Source organism: Lacticaseibacillus suibinensis, assembly GCF_003946175.1.
Classification (GTDB): Bacteria; Bacillota; Bacilli; order Lactobacillales; family Lactobacillaceae; genus Lacticaseibacillus; species Lacticaseibacillus suibinensis.
Map to the genome: position 1 here is coordinate 86004 of NZ_RHOK01000009.1, position 19478 is coordinate 105481.

General features: G+C 53.3%; 18 protein-coding genes. 13 read left to right on the forward strand and 5 right to left on the reverse strand.

The annotated features are described in order from the left end of the window. Nucleotides 1-11 precede the first annotated feature (11 nt). The 5 genes from mnmE to rpmH form a co-directional block, all read right to left on the reverse strand. Complete coding sequence (mnmE, locus tag EKM90_RS06120; protein ID WP_125580730.1) at nt 12-1400, reverse strand: tRNA uridine-5-carboxymethylaminomethyl(34) synthesis GTPase MnmE; 1389 nt, start codon at nt 1398-1400, stop codon at nt 12-14. 141 nt (nt 1401-1541) lie between these two features. Then, on the reverse strand, nt 1542-2300 hold the full coding sequence (gene jag / locus EKM90_RS06125; protein WP_125580732.1) for an RNA-binding cell elongation regulator Jag/EloR: 759 nt from the start codon (nt 2298-2300) through the stop codon (nt 1542-1544). Nucleotides 2301-2518: 218 nt separating this feature from the next. Continuing rightward, on the reverse strand, nt 2519-3346 hold the full coding sequence (locus EKM90_RS06130; protein ID WP_204118239.1) for a YidC/Oxa1 family membrane protein insertase: 828 nt from the start codon (nt 3344-3346) through the stop codon (nt 2519-2521). A gap of 40 nt (nt 3347-3386) precedes the next feature. Beyond that, nucleotides 3387-3746 carry a ribonuclease P protein component gene (gene rnpA, locus EKM90_RS06135; RefSeq protein WP_125580734.1) on the reverse strand — a complete coding sequence of 120 codons (360 nt, stop codon included), beginning with the start codon at nt 3744-3746 and terminating at the stop codon, nt 3387-3389. A 99-nt stretch (nt 3747-3845) separates the two neighbouring features. Then, nucleotides 3846-3986: a 50S ribosomal protein L34 gene (gene rpmH / locus EKM90_RS06140; protein ID WP_003568442.1), complete on the reverse strand. Its 141-nt coding sequence runs from the start codon at nt 3984-3986 to the stop codon at nt 3846-3848. 599 nt (nt 3987-4585) lie between these two features. Here rpmH and dnaA point away from each other — a divergent pair. The 13 genes from dnaA to EKM90_RS06205 all read left to right on the forward strand — a co-directional run bounded on the left by dnaA (nt 4586) and on the right by EKM90_RS06205 (nt 19265). Further along, a complete protein-coding gene (gene dnaA / locus EKM90_RS06145) occupies nt 4586-5935 on the forward strand; it encodes a chromosomal replication initiator protein DnaA (protein ID WP_125580736.1) in 1350 nt (449 codons plus the stop codon). A gap of 179 nt (nt 5936-6114) precedes the next feature. Beyond that, the gene (gene dnaN / locus EKM90_RS06150; RefSeq protein WP_125580738.1) at nt 6115-7257 is read left to right on the forward strand and encodes a DNA polymerase III subunit beta; all 1143 of its coding nucleotides are present in this window, start codon (nt 6115-6117) and stop codon (nt 7255-7257) included. Nucleotides 7258-7357: 100 nt separating this feature from the next. Further along, the gene (locus EKM90_RS06155; RefSeq protein ID WP_125580740.1) at nt 7358-8635 is read left to right on the forward strand and encodes a hypothetical protein; all 1278 of its coding nucleotides are present in this window, start codon (nt 7358-7360) and stop codon (nt 8633-8635) included. Nucleotides 8636-8883: 248 nt separating this feature from the next. After that, entirely contained in the window at nt 8884-9099 is a 216-nt protein-coding gene (gene yaaA, locus EKM90_RS06160; protein WP_125580742.1) for a S4 domain-containing protein YaaA, read from the forward strand. Beyond that, nucleotides 9096-10211 (forward strand): DNA replication/repair protein RecF, encoded by a 1116-nt coding sequence (gene recF, locus EKM90_RS06165; RefSeq protein WP_125580744.1) that lies wholly within the window; start codon nt 9096-9098, stop codon nt 10209-10211. The genes yaaA and recF overlap by 4 nt, the downstream gene beginning before the upstream one ends. Nucleotides 10212-10238: 27 nt before the next feature. Next, nucleotides 10239-12212 (forward strand): DNA topoisomerase (ATP-hydrolyzing) subunit B, encoded by a 1974-nt coding sequence (gene gyrB / locus EKM90_RS06170; RefSeq protein WP_125580746.1) that lies wholly within the window; start codon nt 10239-10241, stop codon nt 12210-12212. 591 nt (nt 12213-12803) lie between these two features. After that, nucleotides 12804-15443, forward strand: a complete 2640-nt coding sequence (gyrA, locus tag EKM90_RS06175) for a DNA gyrase subunit A (protein WP_125580748.1) — start codon at nt 12804-12806, stop codon at nt 15441-15443. 272 nt (nt 15444-15715) lie between these two features. Continuing rightward, a complete protein-coding gene (gene rpsF / locus EKM90_RS06180) occupies nt 15716-16012 on the forward strand; it encodes a 30S ribosomal protein S6 (protein ID WP_125580750.1) in 297 nt (98 codons plus the stop codon). A 27-nt stretch (nt 16013-16039) separates the two neighbouring features. After that, on the forward strand, nt 16040-16609 hold the full coding sequence (gene ssb / locus EKM90_RS06185; protein ID WP_125580752.1) for a single-stranded DNA-binding protein: 570 nt from the start codon (nt 16040-16042) through the stop codon (nt 16607-16609). Between the two features lie 46 nt (nt 16610-16655). Next, nucleotides 16656-16892 carry a 30S ribosomal protein S18 gene (gene rpsR / locus EKM90_RS06190; RefSeq protein WP_125580753.1) on the forward strand — a complete coding sequence of 79 codons (237 nt, stop codon included), beginning with the start codon at nt 16656-16658 and terminating at the stop codon, nt 16890-16892. A gap of 488 nt (nt 16893-17380) precedes the next feature. After that, nucleotides 17381-17899, forward strand: a complete 519-nt coding sequence (locus tag EKM90_RS06195; protein ID WP_164507882.1) for a ClbS/DfsB family four-helix bundle protein — start codon at nt 17381-17383, stop codon at nt 17897-17899. A 102-nt stretch (nt 17900-18001) separates the two neighbouring features. Further along, nucleotides 18002-18736 carry a hypothetical protein gene (locus tag EKM90_RS06200; protein WP_125580757.1) on the forward strand — a complete coding sequence of 245 codons (735 nt, stop codon included), beginning with the start codon at nt 18002-18004 and terminating at the stop codon, nt 18734-18736. Between the two features lie 211 nt (nt 18737-18947). Continuing rightward, a complete protein-coding gene (locus EKM90_RS06205) occupies nt 18948-19265 on the forward strand; it encodes a helix-turn-helix domain-containing protein (protein ID WP_125580759.1) in 318 nt (105 codons plus the stop codon). Nucleotides 19266-19478: the final 213 nt, after the last annotated feature.

A 19478-nucleotide genomic window follows, 5' to 3' on the forward strand; every position in this document is an offset into this window, starting at 1 on the left:
GTTTATCTCCTTTATTTTCCCAGACAAAATTGTGAAAACAGCTGGGTGATCAGCTCATCTGGCGCGGTATCCCCGGTGATTTCGCCGAGTTTATCCCACGCCGCGGTCATGTCGATTTGCACCAGGTCGATCGGCATCCCTGCCTCAATCCCGGCCAGCACGCTTTGCAAACTGGCTTTGGCTTGCCGCAGCAGGCCGATTTGGCGGGAATTGGTGACCATGACAGTGGTCTGACTGTTTTCAATACCGCCGAAGAACAAGGTGGCGATTTGCTGATCCAGCGCTGCCACCCCTTCTGCCTTCAAAATGCTGGTGCGAATCAGCTGTTCGGCGGGCACCAAGGCGGCCAGTTGGGCCTGATCCAGCTGAGCCGGCAAGTCCTGCTTATTCAGCACCACGATCCGCTTTTTATCGGCGGTGGCTTTGATCAAGGCTTCATCTTCAGCAGTGAGCGGCTGGCTGGCATCCAGCACCAAAATGATCAAATCCGCCTTGGTGATGGCTTGCCGTGAGCGTTCGACGCCGATTTTCTCGACTTTATCGTCGGTGTCGCGAATCCCGGCCGTATCCACCAGTTTCAGCGGCACGCCGCGGACGTTGACATACTCTTCCAGCACATCCCGGGTGGTACCTGGCACATCGGTCACAATCGCCTTGTCCTCGTGCATCATATGGTTCAGTAGCGAGGATTTGCCGACATTCGGCCGGCCGACAATCGCCGTGGCAAGCCCTTCGCGCAGCACCTTGCCTTGGCTGGCGGTTTGTAGCAACTCATCCACGCGACTCAGCACCAGCTGCGCTTTTTCCTGAAGCATTTTGGTGGTCATTTGGTCGGTGTCGTATTCCGGGTAGTCGATGTTCACTTCCACCTGCGCCAGCACTTCCAGAATCTCCTGGCGCAAGTTGGTGATCAGCCGTCGTAAATCACCATCCAGCTGGTCAACGGCCACCTGCATGGCGCGATCGGTTTTAGCGCGAATCAAATCCATCACGGATTCGGCTTCCGTCAGGTCAATGCGGCCGTTCAAAAAGGCGCGCTTGGTGAATTCACCCGGCTCTGCCATCCGGGCACCGGCACCCAACAGCAGCTGCAGCACCCGGTTGGTGGAGACAATGCCGCCGTGGCAGTTGATTTCCACCATGTCTTCGCGCGTGTAGGTCTTCGGCCCGCGTAGCACCGACAGCATCACTTCGTCGACAGTTTCACCGCTATCCGGGTCGATGATGTGCCCATAATTAATCGTATTGGTCGGTACCTTCAGCAGATTTTTGCCGTGGTACACCTTCGCGGCGGTTTGCAGCGCCGCCTCGCCGGATAAGCGGACGATTGAAATCGCCCCTTCACCGGGCGGCGTCGAAATCGCGGCAATCGTATCGTAAGCAGTGATAGTTGTTCCCAAAATAACCGATCCTTCCCAACAAAAAAAGCGCATCGCCACGACAAACCACGCCCTGAGGCTGGTCGATCGTGGACAAAGCACTTTGACTACTTTATCACTTGTTAAATTGTGCCTGTATCATACAAAACCTGACGGCAAATGTCAAAAACTGCGGTGGGAGCGCGGCGTAATCACGACATAGCGCCGCGGGTCCGTGCCTTCCGAATGGGTTTCGACATAGGCATTATCCGCCAGCGCCTGGTGAATGGCCTTGCGTTCAAACGACGGCATTGGATCCAGGTAGACCGCCGTACCGCGGGCGACAACTTCGCGCGCTGTTTTTTCGGCCAGACGCCGCACCGCTGTATCACGGCGTTCGCGGTAATCGCCGACATTCAGCATGATGGTCCATTTGCTTTTACCGTAGTGATTAAACTCGGTTTGGGCCAAAAATTGAATGGCGTTGATGATTTTACCGTGCTTACCGATCAGCAAGGCGTCCTTGGCGGTGGTCAAATCGAACCACACCTGGTCGCCGCGCCGCTCGTTATCGATGGTGGCGGCTAAGCCCAGCTGATTGGTAATATCTTCCAAATAGCTTTGCACCAAGGCAATCGCGGTTTGGTCATCGCGTTTGGTGCCATCACGGCGCAACGCTTCTGGCAGCGGTGGCAAGGGTGGGCGGCGCTTCGGCTTGTCCGGCTTTGGCGCCGGCACCGCTTCAGCTTCCGCGACTGCCGTGGCGGCATTGCTTGGTTCATTCAGCTGCAAGTTGACAATCGCTGGCTTGCGGCCAAGGCCGAGCACGCCTTTTTTCCCTTCTTGAACCACTTCCACGCTGATCTGATCCCGACCAGCTTGCATGGCTTCCAGTCCAGTGGCGATTGCTTTTTGAATCGTAGCACCCTGGAATGTGGGCATAAGATTCCCTCCTAGTTGTGCTTGGTGAAACGAAAGGGGCGGTGACTCAAGGATGATGCGGCGCGTAGTTTTCCTCTAGTTGCGCTGCGGCCGGCAACGCCTGAGTGAATAGCTACGCTCAAGACCTCGAAGCCACAGAACGGCTTCAATTTCTTGAGCTAGGCTATTCATCAGGCTAAGTGCGCCGACCTCCACAGCCTGCGCCCCGCTCCGCAGCCTTATTTCTTTAACGCTCGCTTATAAGCCTTCCGCACGGCCTTTTTGTGGTCTTTTTCAGCTTGGGCTTTTTCTTGGCGTTCGCGGCGAAGTTTGAATGGGTTTTGGAGGAAGAAGGTCTGGCCGAGTGAGAAGGCGTTGGTGACAACCCAGTAGACGGCCAGGGCACTTGGTAAGTTAATCGCGAAGAATAAGATCATCAGTGGCGATACGGCAGCCATGATCCAGTTGCTTGAGGTGCGAACCGGCTGGGCCATCGTTGAAACCACACTGGTCGCCAAGGTGAACAAGGCCGCCAGAATGGGCATGATGAAGTATGGGTCAGGTGAGCCCAGGTGGACCCACAAGAAGTCCCCGACTTTCAGAGCTGGGGTGCGCCAAATCGCCTGGTACAAGGCAATCAGGAAGGGCATCTGCACAACGATTGGCAGGCAGCCCATCACTGGGTTAACGCCGGCTTCGGCATACACACGCTGGGTTTCGTCCCGCAGTTTTTGCTGCGTAGCGCGGTCTTTGGCGCTGTACTGCTTTTGCAGGGCCTTGATTTCAGGCGCCACTGCCTGCTGCTTGGCCATACTCTTGATCTGCAGGTAGCTCAACGGGAAAATCAGGATCCGGATGATCAAGGTAAAGAGAATGATCCCGACCCCGGCATTACCACCAGAGATTTTGGCCAGCCACAGAACGAACTGCGCCGCATTATAAATGACGTAGCGATCCCATGGGTTCGTGCTGGCCTTGGTGACGGTTGAGGTCCCGCAGGCTGTTAAGATGACGACCAAGGCTACCAACCCGAGGGTCAGCAGCAGGCGCTTAGTTGATTTCTTCACGAATAAGTCCTCCTAGATGACAGCTCCCTGCCATCCCTATCTATATAGTAGTAACATCTTGTGAAGCCAAAACGCCGGCCAGTTTAAGGACATGCACCAAGTTGCGCTTGGTTTCAGCCATGTCCAGCTGGGTGGCGTGGCGGCGAGCGATCACGAGAAAGTCGGCTTGCGGGTCGAGGTCAGGTTTGAGCTCGAGTAGCGATTGCCGGATGTAGCGTTTGATTTGGTTACGCATCACCGCGGTATGGGCGACTTTTTTGCCGACCGAAATCCCCACGCGAAAGTGTTTCTGATCGCGCTGCAGGTGATAGATGACAAAATTACGGTTCGCCACGGACTCGCCGTTTTCGAACACGTCTTGGAACTCATCTTCTTTTTTAATGCGGTAAGACTTTCGCAATGATACTCCCTCACAATCTGCTTTCTAGTATACAAGACAAGCCCTGACAGCGCACGGTTTATTAAGCAAAAAAAAACCACTGACGCGGTCAGTGGCTGTTTAGGCAGATAATACTTTACGTCCCTTAGCGCGACGACGAGCTAAAACTTTACGGCCGTTCTTGGTGCTCATGCGCTTCATGAAGCCATGAACGCGTTCGCGGTGCCGCTTTTTAGGTTGGAAAGTCCGTTTGGTGGTCATAGGAACACCTCCTATTTAGATTGCTATTTTAAAATGACGGTTTCACGCCAAATAACGAGTGCTTATTCAGACAACTTTTCATTATACGGATGACGCCTTGTCTCGTCAAGGATTACCGCAAAAAAGATGCATGAAAAGTGCAGATCGCCCTGGGAAACACTGGCCAAAATTGTCCACAAAATTGGCCAAAATGGTGGTGAACATTGTGGACAACTTGTGCACGCCAATCTGGCCATTTTGGCCAATTCACGGGTTTTCCCCTGACTTATCCGCTAATTCACACCCTGTCAGTCTAGTTATCCACAAGCAATATTTTGCCTGTGTAAAACGTGTGAAACACGCATGATATCAGGCCTCACGTTTCACAGCCAAGTGTGGATAACTGCGTCAATCCGCGGCTTGACGTGGTCTTTCCCCACCCTTGAGGACAAGTTGTCCGCAAGTTGTGGAAGCCGCTTTTGATTTGGCCGTGAAACATGTGGAAAACTCCTGAAGCTGTGGAAAACTCCGAAGTGAAATGCTAAACTGAAAAAGCGATCATAGGCTACTGCTTCGGCGGCTAGCCCTTGAATTTTTAACACGTTGCGGAGGGGCTTCGGGTGCCAAATATCGATGAATTATGGGCTTATCTAGAAGAAAAATTCCGGGCAGAAATGACCCCGGTCAGCTTTACCACCTGGGTGGGGGCGGTTAAACCACTCACGTTGACCCAAACCACCATCACGCTGGGGGTGCCATCCCAGCTGCATAAAACCTACTGGGAACAAAATCTGGTCACCAAAGTCGTGGAATGGAGCTACGAATTCGGCAATCTCGAAATCTCTCCGGTGATCAAAATCGTCGGTGAAGAGGCGCCAGCCCAGCCGGTGGCCAAAAAAGCCGAGGAACCAGATCCCGGCGTGGTCCCGACCTTTAAAGAAAAAACCCACCTTAATAGTAAATACACTTTCGAAACCTTCGTCACCGGTAAAGGCAATCAAATGGCCCATGCTGCGGCGCTGGTCGTTTCGGAAGAGCCTGGGGTGCTGTACAATCCGCTATTTTTGTATGGTGGGGTGGGCCTCGGCAAAACGCATTTGATGCAAGCTATCGGCCATCAGTTGCTGGAATACAACCCGCAAGCCAATGTGAAGTACGTCACCTCTGAGGCTTTTGCCAACGATTTCATCAATTCGCTGCAAACCAAAAAGCAGGAACAATTCCGCCAGGAGTACCGAAATGTTGACCTGCTGCTGGTCGATGATATTCAGTTCTTCGGCGACAAAGAGGCGACCCAGGAAGAATTCTTCCATACCTTCAACGCCTTATATGAAAACAAAAAACAAATCGTGCTCACTTCCGATCGTTTGCCCAATGAGATTCCTAAGCTGCAAGAGCGCCTGGTTTCCCGGTTCAAATGGGGCTTATCCGTTGATGTGACGCCGCCAGATTTGGAAACGCGGATTGCGATTTTACGCAACAAAGCCAACGCCGAGCACCTTGTCATTCCAGATGACACCTTGTCTTACATCGCCGGGCAAATCGACTCCAACGTCCGCGAACTGGAAGGGGCGCTGGTCCGGGTGCAAGCCTACGCCACCATGGAGCACGCCGATATCACCACTAGCATGGCGGCGGAAGCCTTGAAGAGTCTGAAGCTGTCGAGCAAAGACAACGAGCTGTCAATCAGCCACATCCAAGAAATCGTGGCGAAGTATTACCAGATTTCGGTCAGCGATTTGAAAGGTAAAAAGCGCGTCAAACAAATCGTGATGCCGCGGCAAATCGCCATGTATCTCGCCCGGGAAATGACGGAAAGTAGCCTGCCGAAGATTGGGCAAGAATTCGGCGGCAAGGATCACACCACCGTCATTCACGCCCACGAGAAAATCACCGAGGCGATGACGCTGGATGATAATCTCAAGGCCCAAGTCATCGAACTCAAGAACCGGTTGCACAATCGCGGCTAAATCGGCATGTGGACAACTGCTTGAAAACTTGGCCACTTGTCCGCTGACTTATCCACATGTGAACAACCACAGAATCTCGCGTTTCACTAAGTTATCCACATGACCCACAGACCCTACTACTATTACTTAAAAAGCGTATGATATAGATAACGCTTAACGCTTGGGAGGACGAAACCAAAATGAAATTCACGATCACGCGTGCTACTTTTATCAAGTCACTGAATGATGTTTCTCGGGCCATTTCCACGAAGACCACCATTCCAATTCTGACCAACCTGAAATTGGACCTGACCGACACCGCTTTGATTTTGACCGGGAGCGATGCCGACATCTCGATTGAATCCAAAATCGATGCCACCAGCGAAACCAATGATCTGCAGGTGCAATCAACCGGCAGCATCACCTTGCCAGCGCGGTTCTTCAGCGAAATCGTCAAGCGCCTGCCAGAAAAGACGATGACCGTGGACGTTCAGGATAACTTCCAAACCGTCATCACCAGTGGCCAATCTGAATTTAAGATCAACGGGTTGGACGCCAACAACTACCCGCGCCTGCCGGAAATTGCAGCGGAAAATCCGCTGACTGTGCCAGCCGATGTCCTGCGGCAGCTGATTGCGCAAACGGTCATCGCGGTTTCGACCCAAGAAACCCGGCCGATTTTGACTGGGGTCCACATTCAGATTCAAAATGGCCAACTGATCGCCGTCGCGACTGATTCCCATCGCTTGGCCCAGCGTGTGCTGGAACTGCCTGCCGCAGCTGGTGCCGACTATGATGTCATCATCCCAGGGAAGAGTTTGATTGAACTGGGCCGGACCCTGACCGATGAGATCGAGACCGTGGAAATTCGCTTTGCGGACAATCAAGTGTTATTCATCGCCGGCAATACGTTATTTTATTCCCGGCTGCTTGAAGGTAATTACCCAGACACCAGCCGCCTGATTCCAACCAGCAGTACCACGACCATCGAATTCGATGCGCCAACCCTGCTGTCAGCGATTGGCCGGGCCAGCCTGCTGAGTCACGAAAGCGCCAATAACGTGGTCCGCCTGAACTTGAACGCCGATCAGCAAAGCGCCACGATTTACGGCAATTCACCAGATGTCGGGAATGTGGAAGAAGCGCTGCAGTTCACCAACCTGACCGGTGACAATCTGGAAATTTCCTTCAACCCTGACTACATGAAGGACGCGCTGCAAGGCGTTGGCCAAACCACGATTGAGTTGGCCTTCACCGCGCCACTGCGGCCATTCACCTTGGTCCCTTCAGAGGATAAGACGCATTTCATCCAGCTGATCACGCCAGTGCGGACCTTCAGCTAAGTTCAATCAGCATGACCTTGACCACTCCTTGTGAGTGGTCTTTTTTGTTGCCCCGCGAAATCTCTTTTTAGCAGCGGTTCAGTTCAAAAGGAGAATGATCATGAGAAAAAGCGTGTGGCTGTTACTAGTGCTGGCGTGGTTTGGGCTGCGCGGCCGGCCAGTGCAAGCAGCCGAAGATTTGTTATTTGAAAACGTCACTTGGGGCCCCGCCACGCCAGGGTTTGCCTTTGCACCACCAACGGAAGTGTGGGCGGAACAAGGGCAAGGCGGTGACTTTGCGATTGGCTATGCTTCTAGCTTGACGCCAAAGTTGACCTTTGCAGTTCTGGGTAATATCACATTTATCCGCGACGAAGCGGGCGAGCCTGAACTCACTAAGGTCAACAATTCAGGTAATGTGCAACTCTTCCGAGTGCTGGCATCAACGCTTGGCGATCAACATTATCGGGTGCAGGTCGCCGTCCTTGACATAATCTACGAATTTCCGCTGACAGTGCACGTCATTGACAAGTTGCCGGCAGATTTGAAGCTGAATCTGGCGGGGCAGGCCTTGCTGGATTATTTGCCGCTGCAAGCCTTTTTGGTCGATGGTCAAGGCCGCAAGTATCTTGCCAAGCTGACGCGCACCACCGCCAAGAGTGTCTTGCTCCAGCCCACGGTGATGGTACCCACCTGGCAATCCAATTCGAAGTTGGCAAATGAAACCATGACCCTTGCTTGGGGTGAGCACAACCAAAACAGCGGCTCGTTCACTATCGTGCATCAACCGCCGCCTATCAGCTATACGCCAGGGCAGGGGCTAACGCTAACGGTACCGATTAGTTTGAGTCAGCCGCCAGAGCAGGGCCAGGTGACTTGGGCGTTGCAAAAAGCCGCCGCGCAGACCGTGATCAGCTCAACCCAAAGTCTAGCGATTAATACGCCGGTCACCTTTACGGCGGAACAAGTGGCGCAGAGCCAAACCGTGGTGCTGTCTTTTGGATTCGGCAGTAGCAAATTCAGTTATCCGGCCAGTCCACTCCAGCCCATCACGCCGCTAGCCGCCACGCCGTTATTCAGTGGCAGCGTGGCTCTGCAGACTCTGGCCTCCCAAGCAGTGCGATTGCCTGCCCTATGGCCTGCGTTACCGATTCAGGCGACGGGCAGCTGGCAGCTGACCCTCACGGTAAGTAGCGATTTGCCAGTGCCGTACTATCTCGAGCTGGGCCCAGCGTTTGCCAATCAGCAGGTGACCCCAAGCACCGCCGCACAGTTGGCGGGCCGGGACAATCAGATGCTCGCCTTGAGCGAAGCCGCCTTGGTGATTTTACCGACGACCAGGCTTTTAGCGGGACGGTATGCGGTCACGATTCATTTTTTATTGGTGCGCGGACCGTAGTCTTTTCAGTAAAACCCTAATTTGGCCATTTTGCGGCGGCGATTCTTGCCTAAAACGCGAGAATGGCCTTTTTTTGCGTTTTGGGCCAAAAAGGAGGGGGACACGTATCCCAGCCTAGCCTCCGATTTAATTGGCTGATAACGCCTTTAAACGCGAAATTGGATTGAAGGCACGCCTTAAAAACGGTATAATATATAAGTAATGAATCGCGCTTTTGCGATATTTTTAGCGTCAAAGGAGGGGCTACGATGACGACGGTTCCAATTACGACCGCGTTCATCACTTTAGGGCAACTGTTGAAAGATGCCGGGGTGATCGATAGCGGTGGGGCAGCGAAACATTTTCTCAGAGAAAATCGAGTGTTAGTGAATCAAACGCCGGAGGACCGGCGTGGTCGTAAGCTAGAAGCAGGAGATGTGGTGCAGCTCGAAGATGGCACAACGTTGACTGTTGAACGGGCGTGAAGCTTGAGCATCTAACCCTTCGCAACTATCGGAATTACGCGCAAGTCGACACCGACTTTTCCCCGCAGATCAATGTCTTGATCGGCGAAAACGCGCAAGGCAAAACCAATTTGCTGGAGGCGGTGTATGTGTTGGCGTTAGCACGAAGCCATCGCACCAGCAATGACAAGGAATTGATTCGCTTCGGTGAGCAATTCGCCAAGGTTTCCGGCAGTGTTAGCCGTAGCCGTGGTTTGACCCAGCTGGAACTGATCATTTCGACGCAAGGCAAACGCGCGCGGGTCAATCGCATCGAGCAGCCGAAGTTGTCGCAGTACTTAGGCCAGTTTAACGTGGTGCTGTTTGCCCCAGAGGATCTGGCGATTGTTAAAGGCAGTCCGGCGAACCGGCGGCGCTTCATCGACATGGAGTTCGGCCAGATGAGCGGGAAATACCTGTACAACTTGACCCAATACCGGGTGATGTTGAAGCAGCGCAATGCCTATCTCAAGCAGCTGAAGTTTCATCAGGCCAAAGACTTGGTTTACCTCGATGTCTTATCCGATCAGCTGGCGGCCTATGGTGCCGAAATCGTGGCCGCGCGGGAAACGCTGCTTCAGCAAATGGCCGGCTTTGCGGCAACCATTCATCAAGACATCACCAAAGGCAAGGAAACCTTGACCTTTGCGTATCAAACCCAGGTGCCGGAAAAAGCCCGCGGCAGCGTCGAGGAGGCGTATCACGCCTTTGAGCAGCTGTATGCCGAGCATCGCCGCCGCGAAGTCGAGCAAGGCACCACCCTGGTGGGACCGCACCGCGACGATGTGGCCTTTATCGTTAACGATAAAAACGTGGCGAATTTTGGCAGCCAAGGCCAGCAGCGCACCACCGCTTTGGCCGTCAAGCTGGCGGAAATCGACTTGATGAAGGCGCAAACTGGCGAGTATCCGGTGCTGCTGCTGGATGATGTGCTTTCTGAGCTGGATGATATGCGCCAGACCCATCTGCTGAAGGCCATTCAAAACAAAGTCCAAACGTTTTTAACCACCACCAGTTTGGATGGTATTGCCCAGGAAATAATCGAGACCCCTGCGGTCTTTCACGTGAATAACGGGGTGCTAGCGGCCGATTAGGCGCCGCCCGTAAGGAGGAACACAAGCGTGGCTGAAGATCAAGAAACGCAAGAAGAGCAAGAAGAAAAGAAAGAAGAACTCGCCGCTGAATATGATGCGAGCCAAATCCAAGTCCTTGAAGGTCTGGAAGCGGTCCGGAAGCGGCCAGGGATGTACATCGGGACGACCTCAAGCCAAGGGCTGCACCATTTGGTTTGGGAAATTATCGATAACGGGATTGATGAGGCGCTGGCGGGTTTTGCCACCCGCATCAACGTGATTGTGGAACCCGATAACTCCATCACCGTCACCGATGATGGGCGCGGGATTCCGGTTGATATCCAAAAGAAAACCGGGCGTCCGGCGCTGGAAACCGTCTACACGATTTTGCATGCCGGCGGTAAGTTTGGCGGCGGCGGGTACAAGGTGTCTGGTGGGCTGCATGGGGTTGGTGCCTCCGTCGTCAACGCCTTGTCCACCGAGCTGGATGTTGTCGTGACCCGTGGCGGCAAGCGTTACTACATCGACTTCAACCGCGGCAAGGTGAAGACCCCGATGAAGATCATCGGCGATGCGCCGGAGCACGAACACGGCACCAAGGTTCACTTTGTGCCAGATCCGGACATTTTTACCGAAACCACGGTTTATGATGATAAAATTCTGACCCAGCGTATTCGCGAATTGGCCTTTTTGAACAAAGGCCTGAAGCTGACCTTCACCGATAAGCGCGCAGAAACGGCGGAAACGCTGGTGTTCCACGCAGAAGGCGGCATCAAGGAATACGTCGAATACCTGGATAAAGGCAAAGACAACCTGCTCGACGAACCGATTTACGTGGAAGGCAAGCAAAACGACATCAATGTCGAAGTTGCCTTACAATATGCCACCAATGGCTATGCTTCCACGCTCCTGACGTTTGCCAACAACATTCATACCATCGAAGGCGGGACGCACGAAACCGGCTTTAAGGCGGCGCTAACGCGAGTCATCAATGACTACGCGCGCAAGTCCGGCGCCTTGAAGGACAACGATGATTCGCTGTCTGGGGAAGACGTGCGGGAAGGCATGACCGCGGTTGTGTCTGTCAAGCACCCAGATCCGCAGTTTGAAGGGCAGACCAAAACCAAGCTTGGTAACGCTGATGCCCGCACCGCGGTTGACCGCATGTTCTCCGAGCATTTTTCTAAGTACTTAATGGAGCACCCAACGCAGGCCAAGCAGCTGGTGGATAAAGCCATGCTAGCCAGCAAAGCGCGGGCCGCAGCCAAGCGCGCCCGGGAAGTCACCCGCAAAAAGAGTGGGCTGGAAATCTCCAACCTGCCAGGGAAACTAGCGGATAACTCCAGTAAAGATCCGGAAATTTCCGAATTGTTCATCGTCGAAGGGGACTCCGCCGGCGGTTCCGCCAAGTCCGGTCGCAGTCGCTTGACCCAAGCCATCTTGCCGATTCGCGGGAAGATTTTGAACGTGGAAAAAGCCAGCATGGAACGCATTTTGGCCAACGAAGAAATTCGGACACTGTTCACCGCTATGGGCACTGGCTTTGGCGATGAATTCGATGTCAGCAAGGCTCGGTATCACAAGCTGATCATCATGACCGATGCCGATGTCGATGGTGCCCATATTCGCACGCTGCTGTTGACGCTGATTTATCGCTACATGCGCCCGCTGCTCGAAGCCGGCTATGTCTACATCGCTCAGCCGCCGCTGTATCGCGTGCGCCAAGGCAAAATGATGCAGTACATCGATTCGGATGAAGAACTGGCGAATGTGATGGGGCAGCTGCCGCCCTCACCGAAGCCAGAAATTCAGCGGTATAAAGGGCTTGGGGAAATGGATGCCAACCAGCTGTGGGAAACCACCATGGACCCAGACAAGCGCCGCTTGCTGCGCGTTTCACCAGAAGACGCGGAAAATGCGGATGGCATCTTTGAGATGCTGATGGGCGATCAAGTTGGCCCCCGCCGCGAGTTCATTGAAGAAAATGCCGTTTACGTCGACACCAAGAATATCGATGCCTGATTAAGCAGGAACGGTTGGGGTTGCGCGGCGCGTCGGACTTTCGCCGACCTCCGCAGCCTGTAGTTGCGCTCAGCGGGGCAACGCTCGAGCGATTAGCTACACCTCAGTCCTCGAAGCCAAAGAACGGCTTCAATGCCTGAGGTTAGGCTAATCGTCGAGCTAAATGCGCCCCGCTTCGCAGCCTAGATAGTTGCGCTCCGGATGGCCAACGCCTGAGCAGCTAGCTACGCCAGAAGCCTCACCGCCAAAAAGCGGCGGCAATGCTTCCGGCTAGGCTACCTGTCAGGCTAAGCGCGGCCACCCTCCGCAGCCTGGATAGTTGCGCTCCGGTCGGCAACGTCCGAGCGATTAGCTACGCCGGAAGCCTCGCCAGCAAAAAGCGCTGGCAATGCTTCCGGCTAGGCTATTCGTCGGACTAAGCCCGCCGACCTTCGCAGCCCGTAGTTGCGCTCAGCGGGGCAACGCTCGAGCGATTAGCTACACCTCAGTCCTCGAAGCCAAAGAACGGCTTCAATGCCTGAGGTTAGGCTAATCGTCGAGCTAAATGCGCCCCGCTTCGCAGCCTGATATAGAGAGGAGACCTTTTGCTTTATGGATGATCGTCAAGAAAGCCGGATTACCAATGTTAATCTAGCTAAAACGATGAAAACCTCATTCTTGGAGTACGCAATGAGTGTCATTGTGGCGCGGGCTTTGCCTGACGTGCGCGATGGGCTCAAGCCGGTGCAACGCCGGATTTTGTACGGCATGAATGAACTCGGCGTGACGCCAGATAAGCCTTATAAGAAGTCGGCCCGGATCGTCGGGGATGTCATGGGGAAATATCACCCCCATGGCGATTCCTCGATTTACGAAGGCATGGTGCGCATGGCGCAGGACTTCTCGTATCGCTATATGCTGGTTGATGGTCACGGGAACTTTGGCTCTGTCGATGGGGATGGCGCCGCGGCGATGCGTTACACCGAAGCCCGGATGAGTAAAATCACCCTGGAAATGCTGCGCGACATCAACAAAGACACCATCGATTACCAAGACAACTATGATGGTTCCGAAAAAGAACCGGTCGTTTTGCCAGCGCGCTTCCCGAATTTGCTGGTCAACGGCGCGACGGGGATTGCGGTGGGGATGACCACCAATATTCCGCCACATAACCTGGCCGAAGTGATTTCGGCGCTGCACATTTTGATGGATAACCCTGATGCCACTACCGCCGATTTGATGACGGCTTTGCCTGGCCCTGACTTTCCTACCGGGGCGCTGGTGATCGGCAAGTCCGGCATTCGCCACGCCTATGAAACCGGGAAAGGCACCATTATCGTGCGCGCCAAAACCGAGATTCAGACGGAAAAGAGTGGCAAGGAACGCATCATTGTCACCGAAATTCCATACATGGTTAACAAAGCCAAGCTGGTTGAACGCATTGCGGAACTGGCACGGGAAAAGAAAATTGATGGTATCACCGACCTGAACGATGAATCGGACCGCGATGGGATGCGGATCACCATCGACGTGCGCCGCGACATGAGCGCCAGCGTAGTTTTGAATAACCTGTTCAAGCTGACCCCGATGCAAACTGGGTTCTCCTTCAACATGGTCGCCATTGTCAACGGCGCGCCGAAGACCCTTAGCTTGAAGGAAATCCTGACCTACTACCTGCAGCATCAGGAAATCGTCATTCGCCGGCGGACCGAATTCGACTTGAAGAAAGCCGAAGCACGGGCCCACATTTTGGAAGGCTTGAAGATTGCGCTGGACCACATCGACGAAATCATCAGCATTATCCGTGGCAGTGAAACTGGCGATAAGGCGAAGGTCATTTTGATGGATAAGTTCTCGTTATCCGACAAGCAAAGCCAAGCCATTTTGGATATGCGGCTAGTGCGGCTGACCGGTTTGGAACGCGAGAAGGTCGAAAATGAATACAACGATGTCTTGGCCGCCATTGCCGACTACAAAGACATCTTGGCGAAGCCGGAACGCATTCACCAAATCATTTACGACGAACTGCTGGAAATCCAGAAGAAGTTCGGCGACAAGCGCCGCACGGAATTGCTGGTCGGGGAAGATCTGACCATTGAAGATGAAGACCTCATCGAAGAGGAAAACGTGGTCATCACGTTGACGCATAATGGTTACGTCAAGCGCTTGCCAGCCGATGAATTCAAGAGCCAAAACCGCGGCGGTCGCGGCGTTCAAGGCATGGGTGTGCATGATGATGACTTTGTGGAACATCTGGTCACCACCTCGACTCATGACCTGCTATTGTTCTTCACCAACACCGGGAAGGTTTACCGCAGCAAGGGTTACGAAATTCCGGAATACAGCCGCACCGCGAAGGGCATTCCGATCATCAACTTGCTGGGCATTGACAATAACGAAAAGGTGCAAACGGTCATCAACATCAAGCCGCATGATCCAGAAAGCGACGAGGATACCAGCAACGACTACCTCTTCTTCGTTACCCGTAACGGGATTGTCAAGCGCACGCCGGTCAGCGACTTCTACAACATTCGCAAAAACGGCCTGATAGCCTTGAACATGAAGGACGGGGATGAACTGAGCAACGTCATTGCCACGCATGCCGATGACATCATGTTTATCGGCACGCACCTCGGCTACTCGGTCACCTTCAAGGCCGAAGACGTCCGCAGCATGGGCCGTAGCGCTACTGGGGTCCGCGGCGTGCGCCTGCGTGAAGGCGATTATGTCGTTGGCTCCGATATCTTGAAGCCAGATTCCGAAGTCTTTGTCATTTCCGAAAAGGGTTACGGCAAACGCACTGCCGCCAGCGAATATCCAATCAAGGGTCGCGGCGGTAAGGGGATTAAGACGGCGAATATCACCAGCAAGAACGGTCCGCTGGCAGGCGTCACCACGGTTACCGGCGAGGAAGACATCATGGTCATCACCGATGCCGGTGTCATGATTCGCTTCAGCAGCCAAACCGTTTCCCAAACCGGTCGCAGCACGCTCGGCGTGCGGCTGATTCGGGTTGATGAAGGGTCGAAGGTTGCCACCATGGCGAAATTGGATCCAGAACCTGACGAACCAGATACGCCAACTGAAGCTGCTGCTGATGGCAAGCCAGCTGAAGACGCAGAAACAGCCGCAGACGGCGCGAACACCGAGGCCCCAGCAGGAGATGCTGATGCCCAAGTCAACGAGCTCCTGCGCCGCGCTGAGGCCGATCAGGACGATCAGGCTACCGATGACGACGAGGATAAGGACTAAGCAACTGAATGACGAAAGCCAAGACCGAATGGGGTCTTGGCTTTTTTGTTTTTGAGGAAGCAGGACAGCTTTTTGCGTAATTATTAGCTAGAGGCAGTGTTAAGCGCAATCCTGATTCTGCGTCTCGCACACAGAACCTAGCCAGCGAATTAGCTTGAGTGCGACGCGTTTGTATGATAAACTACTAGCTTGTGAGCATGTGCCCTTTGGCGCGTGCTGACTCCTTGCCCCAGGGAATGGGGCCAAAAGTCCATAAGGAGGTGAACTGTCAAATGGCTGAAACTAAGTATGAAGTAACTTACATTATTCGTCCTGATATCGACGAAGAAGCAAAGGCTCAACTGGTTGAACGTTTTGACAATATTCTGAAGGAAAATGGTGCCAACATCATTGATTCCAAGGATTGGCAAAAGCGTAAGTTTGCTTACGAGATCAAGAAGTACTCGGAAGGCACTTACCACATCGTTAACCTGACCGCTAACGATTCCAAGGCGATCGACGAATTCGACCGTCTTGCCAAGATCTCTGGCGATATCCTTCGTCAAATGATCGTCGTTCGCGAAGACTAGTTTTCGTAAAAAAGGGGGCGCATCGGGATGATCAATAACGTTTCATTAACCGGCCGCTTAACGCGGGATGTTGATTTACGTTACACCCAAAGTGGGACCGCTGTTGGGACATTCACCCTTGCCGTTGATCGGCAATTCACGAATGCTCAAGGGCAGCGAGAGACCGACTTCATCAACTGTGTGATCTGGCGTAAAAGCGCTGAAAACTTCAGCAACTTTACCCGTAAAGGTTCCATGGTTGGCGTTGAAGGCCACATCCAAACGCGGAATTATGACAACAACGCCGGCCAACGGGTTTACGTGACCGAAGTTGTCGTTGAGAATTTTGCGTTGCTCGAAAGTAAGGCGACCACGCAAGCGCGGCCGTCCGAACCAGCAAACCCGCAAGGCGGCAATGGTGCATCGTATGGCAGTCAGCCGCAGTTCGGTGGCAATAGCCAGCCAGCTCAGCCTCAGACGCCTAACTTTGGCCAGAACCCCGCACCATCGCAACCTGCAAGCCAAGGCAACCAGCCTGCGCAACCAGATAATAGTGCCGATCCGTTTGCCAATAATGGTAAAACCATCGACATTTCCGATGATGATTTGCCGTTCTAGGACTACAGCCATATTTGGCTGATCAATGAGAAAAGGAGTGATTTCCATGGCACAACAACGTCGTGGTGGCCGTCGTCGTCGTAAAGTCGACTTCATCGCCGCTAACCATATCGAATATATCGACTACAAAGACACGAACTTGTTGGAACGGTTCATCTCTGAACGTGGTAAGATTTTGCCACGTCGGGTAACCGGCACCAGCGCTAAGAACCAGCGTAAGCTGACGATCGCAATCAAGCGGTCCCGGATCATGGGTCTTTTGCCATTCGTTGCTGAAGACTAATCTGGTTTTCTTCCCGCCCCTCGGCATTTGCTGAAGGACGGGATTTTTTTGCGTTTAGGCTAATCGTCGAGCTAAGTGCGCCCCGCTTCGCAGCCTGATAGTTGCGCTCAGCGGGGCAACGCTCGAGCGATTAGCTACACCTCAGTCCTCGAAGCCAAAGAACGGCTTCAATGCCTGAGGTTAGGCTACTCGTCGAGCTAAATGCGCCCCGCTTCGCAGCCTAGATAGTTGCGCTCCGGATGGCCAACGCCTGAGCAGCTAGCTACGCTTGAGGCCTCGCCACCAAAGCGCGGCGGCAATGCTTCAAGGTTGATCAGCCCGTAGCGCACAGCGCGTACGGGCTGACATGCGATAGAAAGGCTACCCATCCGGCTAAAAGCGGCCTCACTCCACAGCCTCACTTGCAAATTCCGAACATTAGGACGATGATGAAGGGTGGAGAGATGAACTGGTGCGCTTTTATGTCAATTCCTTAGGAGGCGATTTTATTGGCAAAACCACACTCAAGACAATCCTTGATCCTGGCAACGCATGAGAACTTTGAGCAACTGGAGCATATTTTGACGTCATTGTCGGCTGCCGACCGCAAGCGGGAATTTCCGTTTAAGGGGCGCGACCGCAATGTGCGGGATGTGCTGGTGCAGGTCGCAGCTTGGCAGAAGATGTACCTTGATTGGAGCACGGCTAATTTAGCCGGCGAGGCCAAGCGTTTCATGCCCAAGCCTTACACCTGGCAAACGAGCGGTAAGTTGAGTCAACGCATTTGGCAGCAAAACCAAGCGACCACCTATGCTGAGGCGCACAAGGCGCTGGTGAGTCTGCATGAGGCGCTCATGGCGCAGTTTGAGGCCAGGACCAACGAGGAACTGTTCCTCAAAGGGTTTTACGATTGGACCGGGGCGCTGAGCCTCGGCGAATATGCCGCAATGGTGGGGCCGAGCCATGATGCTTGGGCCATCAAAGTGCTCAAGCATTATCGGCAGCACTTAACCGTTGCGTCTAATTAAGTAAAAACGGTCATTTGACCGTTTTTTTATGCGTTGAATCGCTTTGCTAAAATCAGTACAATCAAGGGACAATCAGTTGTGCCCACAGTGCGGAGGATCGTTATGAAACCAATCAAACTAAGTGTTGAATTCACGCCAGCCACCTTTAAAATGACGCTTCCTGACGATCAGGGGCAGGTGATCATCACGGATGATACCGAGACCCTGGCACCACCGAATGGCGTCACACTGGCTACCCAAGCGATGGCGCTAGTAGGGGTTGATACCGTGCCGATTGATGCTGACGGCTTGATTATCTTAAGCCCGACTTGGCAAATCGACAGTGCTAAGGTGGCCCGGTATTTTCAAAACCTGCTTGATGGTAGCTCAAAGGCCCCGACTGATCCGGCAGTGGCCCCTTACCTGAACCTGGTGCAAGGGTTGCTGGTGCGCTTTAATTTCCATGAGAATGTTGGGCCAACCGCACCGAAAAAGCCGGCGAAGGCGCGGCATCGGTTTGACAAAACGCTGCGTGAAAGGCCGTTCCACGTGAAACACGCCGGCAGTGAAGCCACGGTTTACTGGACGGCGCCGAAAGTCATGACGATCAAACAAGGCGCTAAACTGAAGCTTGATCCGGTGATGAACAAAGACGGCTCCGAGCGTTATGGTACTAAGTATGGCGATAAGTTGCGAACCGATCACGCTGAGGCCATCAAAGGCAGCGTGACCACCGCCGATGTTGAGCTGCGCAGTGTGAATGAAGTCGGGCTGTTTTTGTATTATGGCGATACCAACGGCTGGCTAGAGTTAATCGATGACCAGGGGCAAACGCTGGATGCCTTGACTAAAGTCTGACGGTCATGGTTCCCATTGAATAAAATAATGCGGTTAACCCTGTTTTTTAACGTCTTCGTGACGATAAAGCTGCGTTGAAACCGGCGGGATGAGTTGGTTTGAACCGCCGTATAAAACGTTATTGATTGAATTATGTGGTGTATAAACCCTTCAACTATGATAGCGTTTACATTAAGGTGATAGCGTATACTTGGAGAATAGGGGCGCAGCGATGATAGAGAATATCAGTAAACTTATTCGCTCGCGGCGAAAACGATTAGGTCTCACTATCGAACAACTGGCTGAAGAGGCAGGCGTATCGGTGAGCCTATTGTCTCGCGTCGAGCGGGGGGATGTCACAAACATCAGTATTAAAAAGCTGGCGGCAATCGGGGAAGCCCTGGGATTGAAAGTTTCGGATTTCTTCGTGGCTGAAGACTTCGCCGATATCGATACCTTGGCGCTGATCAATTTGCTCAAAGGCATGCCGGCAGAGCAGCGCCAAGCCGTCTCCGCGGGCCTGGTGAAGGCAGTGAGGGCATTGAGTTGAGTTTGACACTACTGGTAGAATGATGACCAGTAGTTTTTTTATTGGGAGGAAAAGATGAAAGTCGTTTCCCCAGTTTACAATTCAAGTGCAACACCCTGACGACTAGACCAAAAAGGCCATGAAGACCTATTCTTGTTAGTACTAGCTAAACAAGAAAGCAGGAATCTTCATGACCCACTCTCAGACTAACACCCACAAGCATTACCAACAACT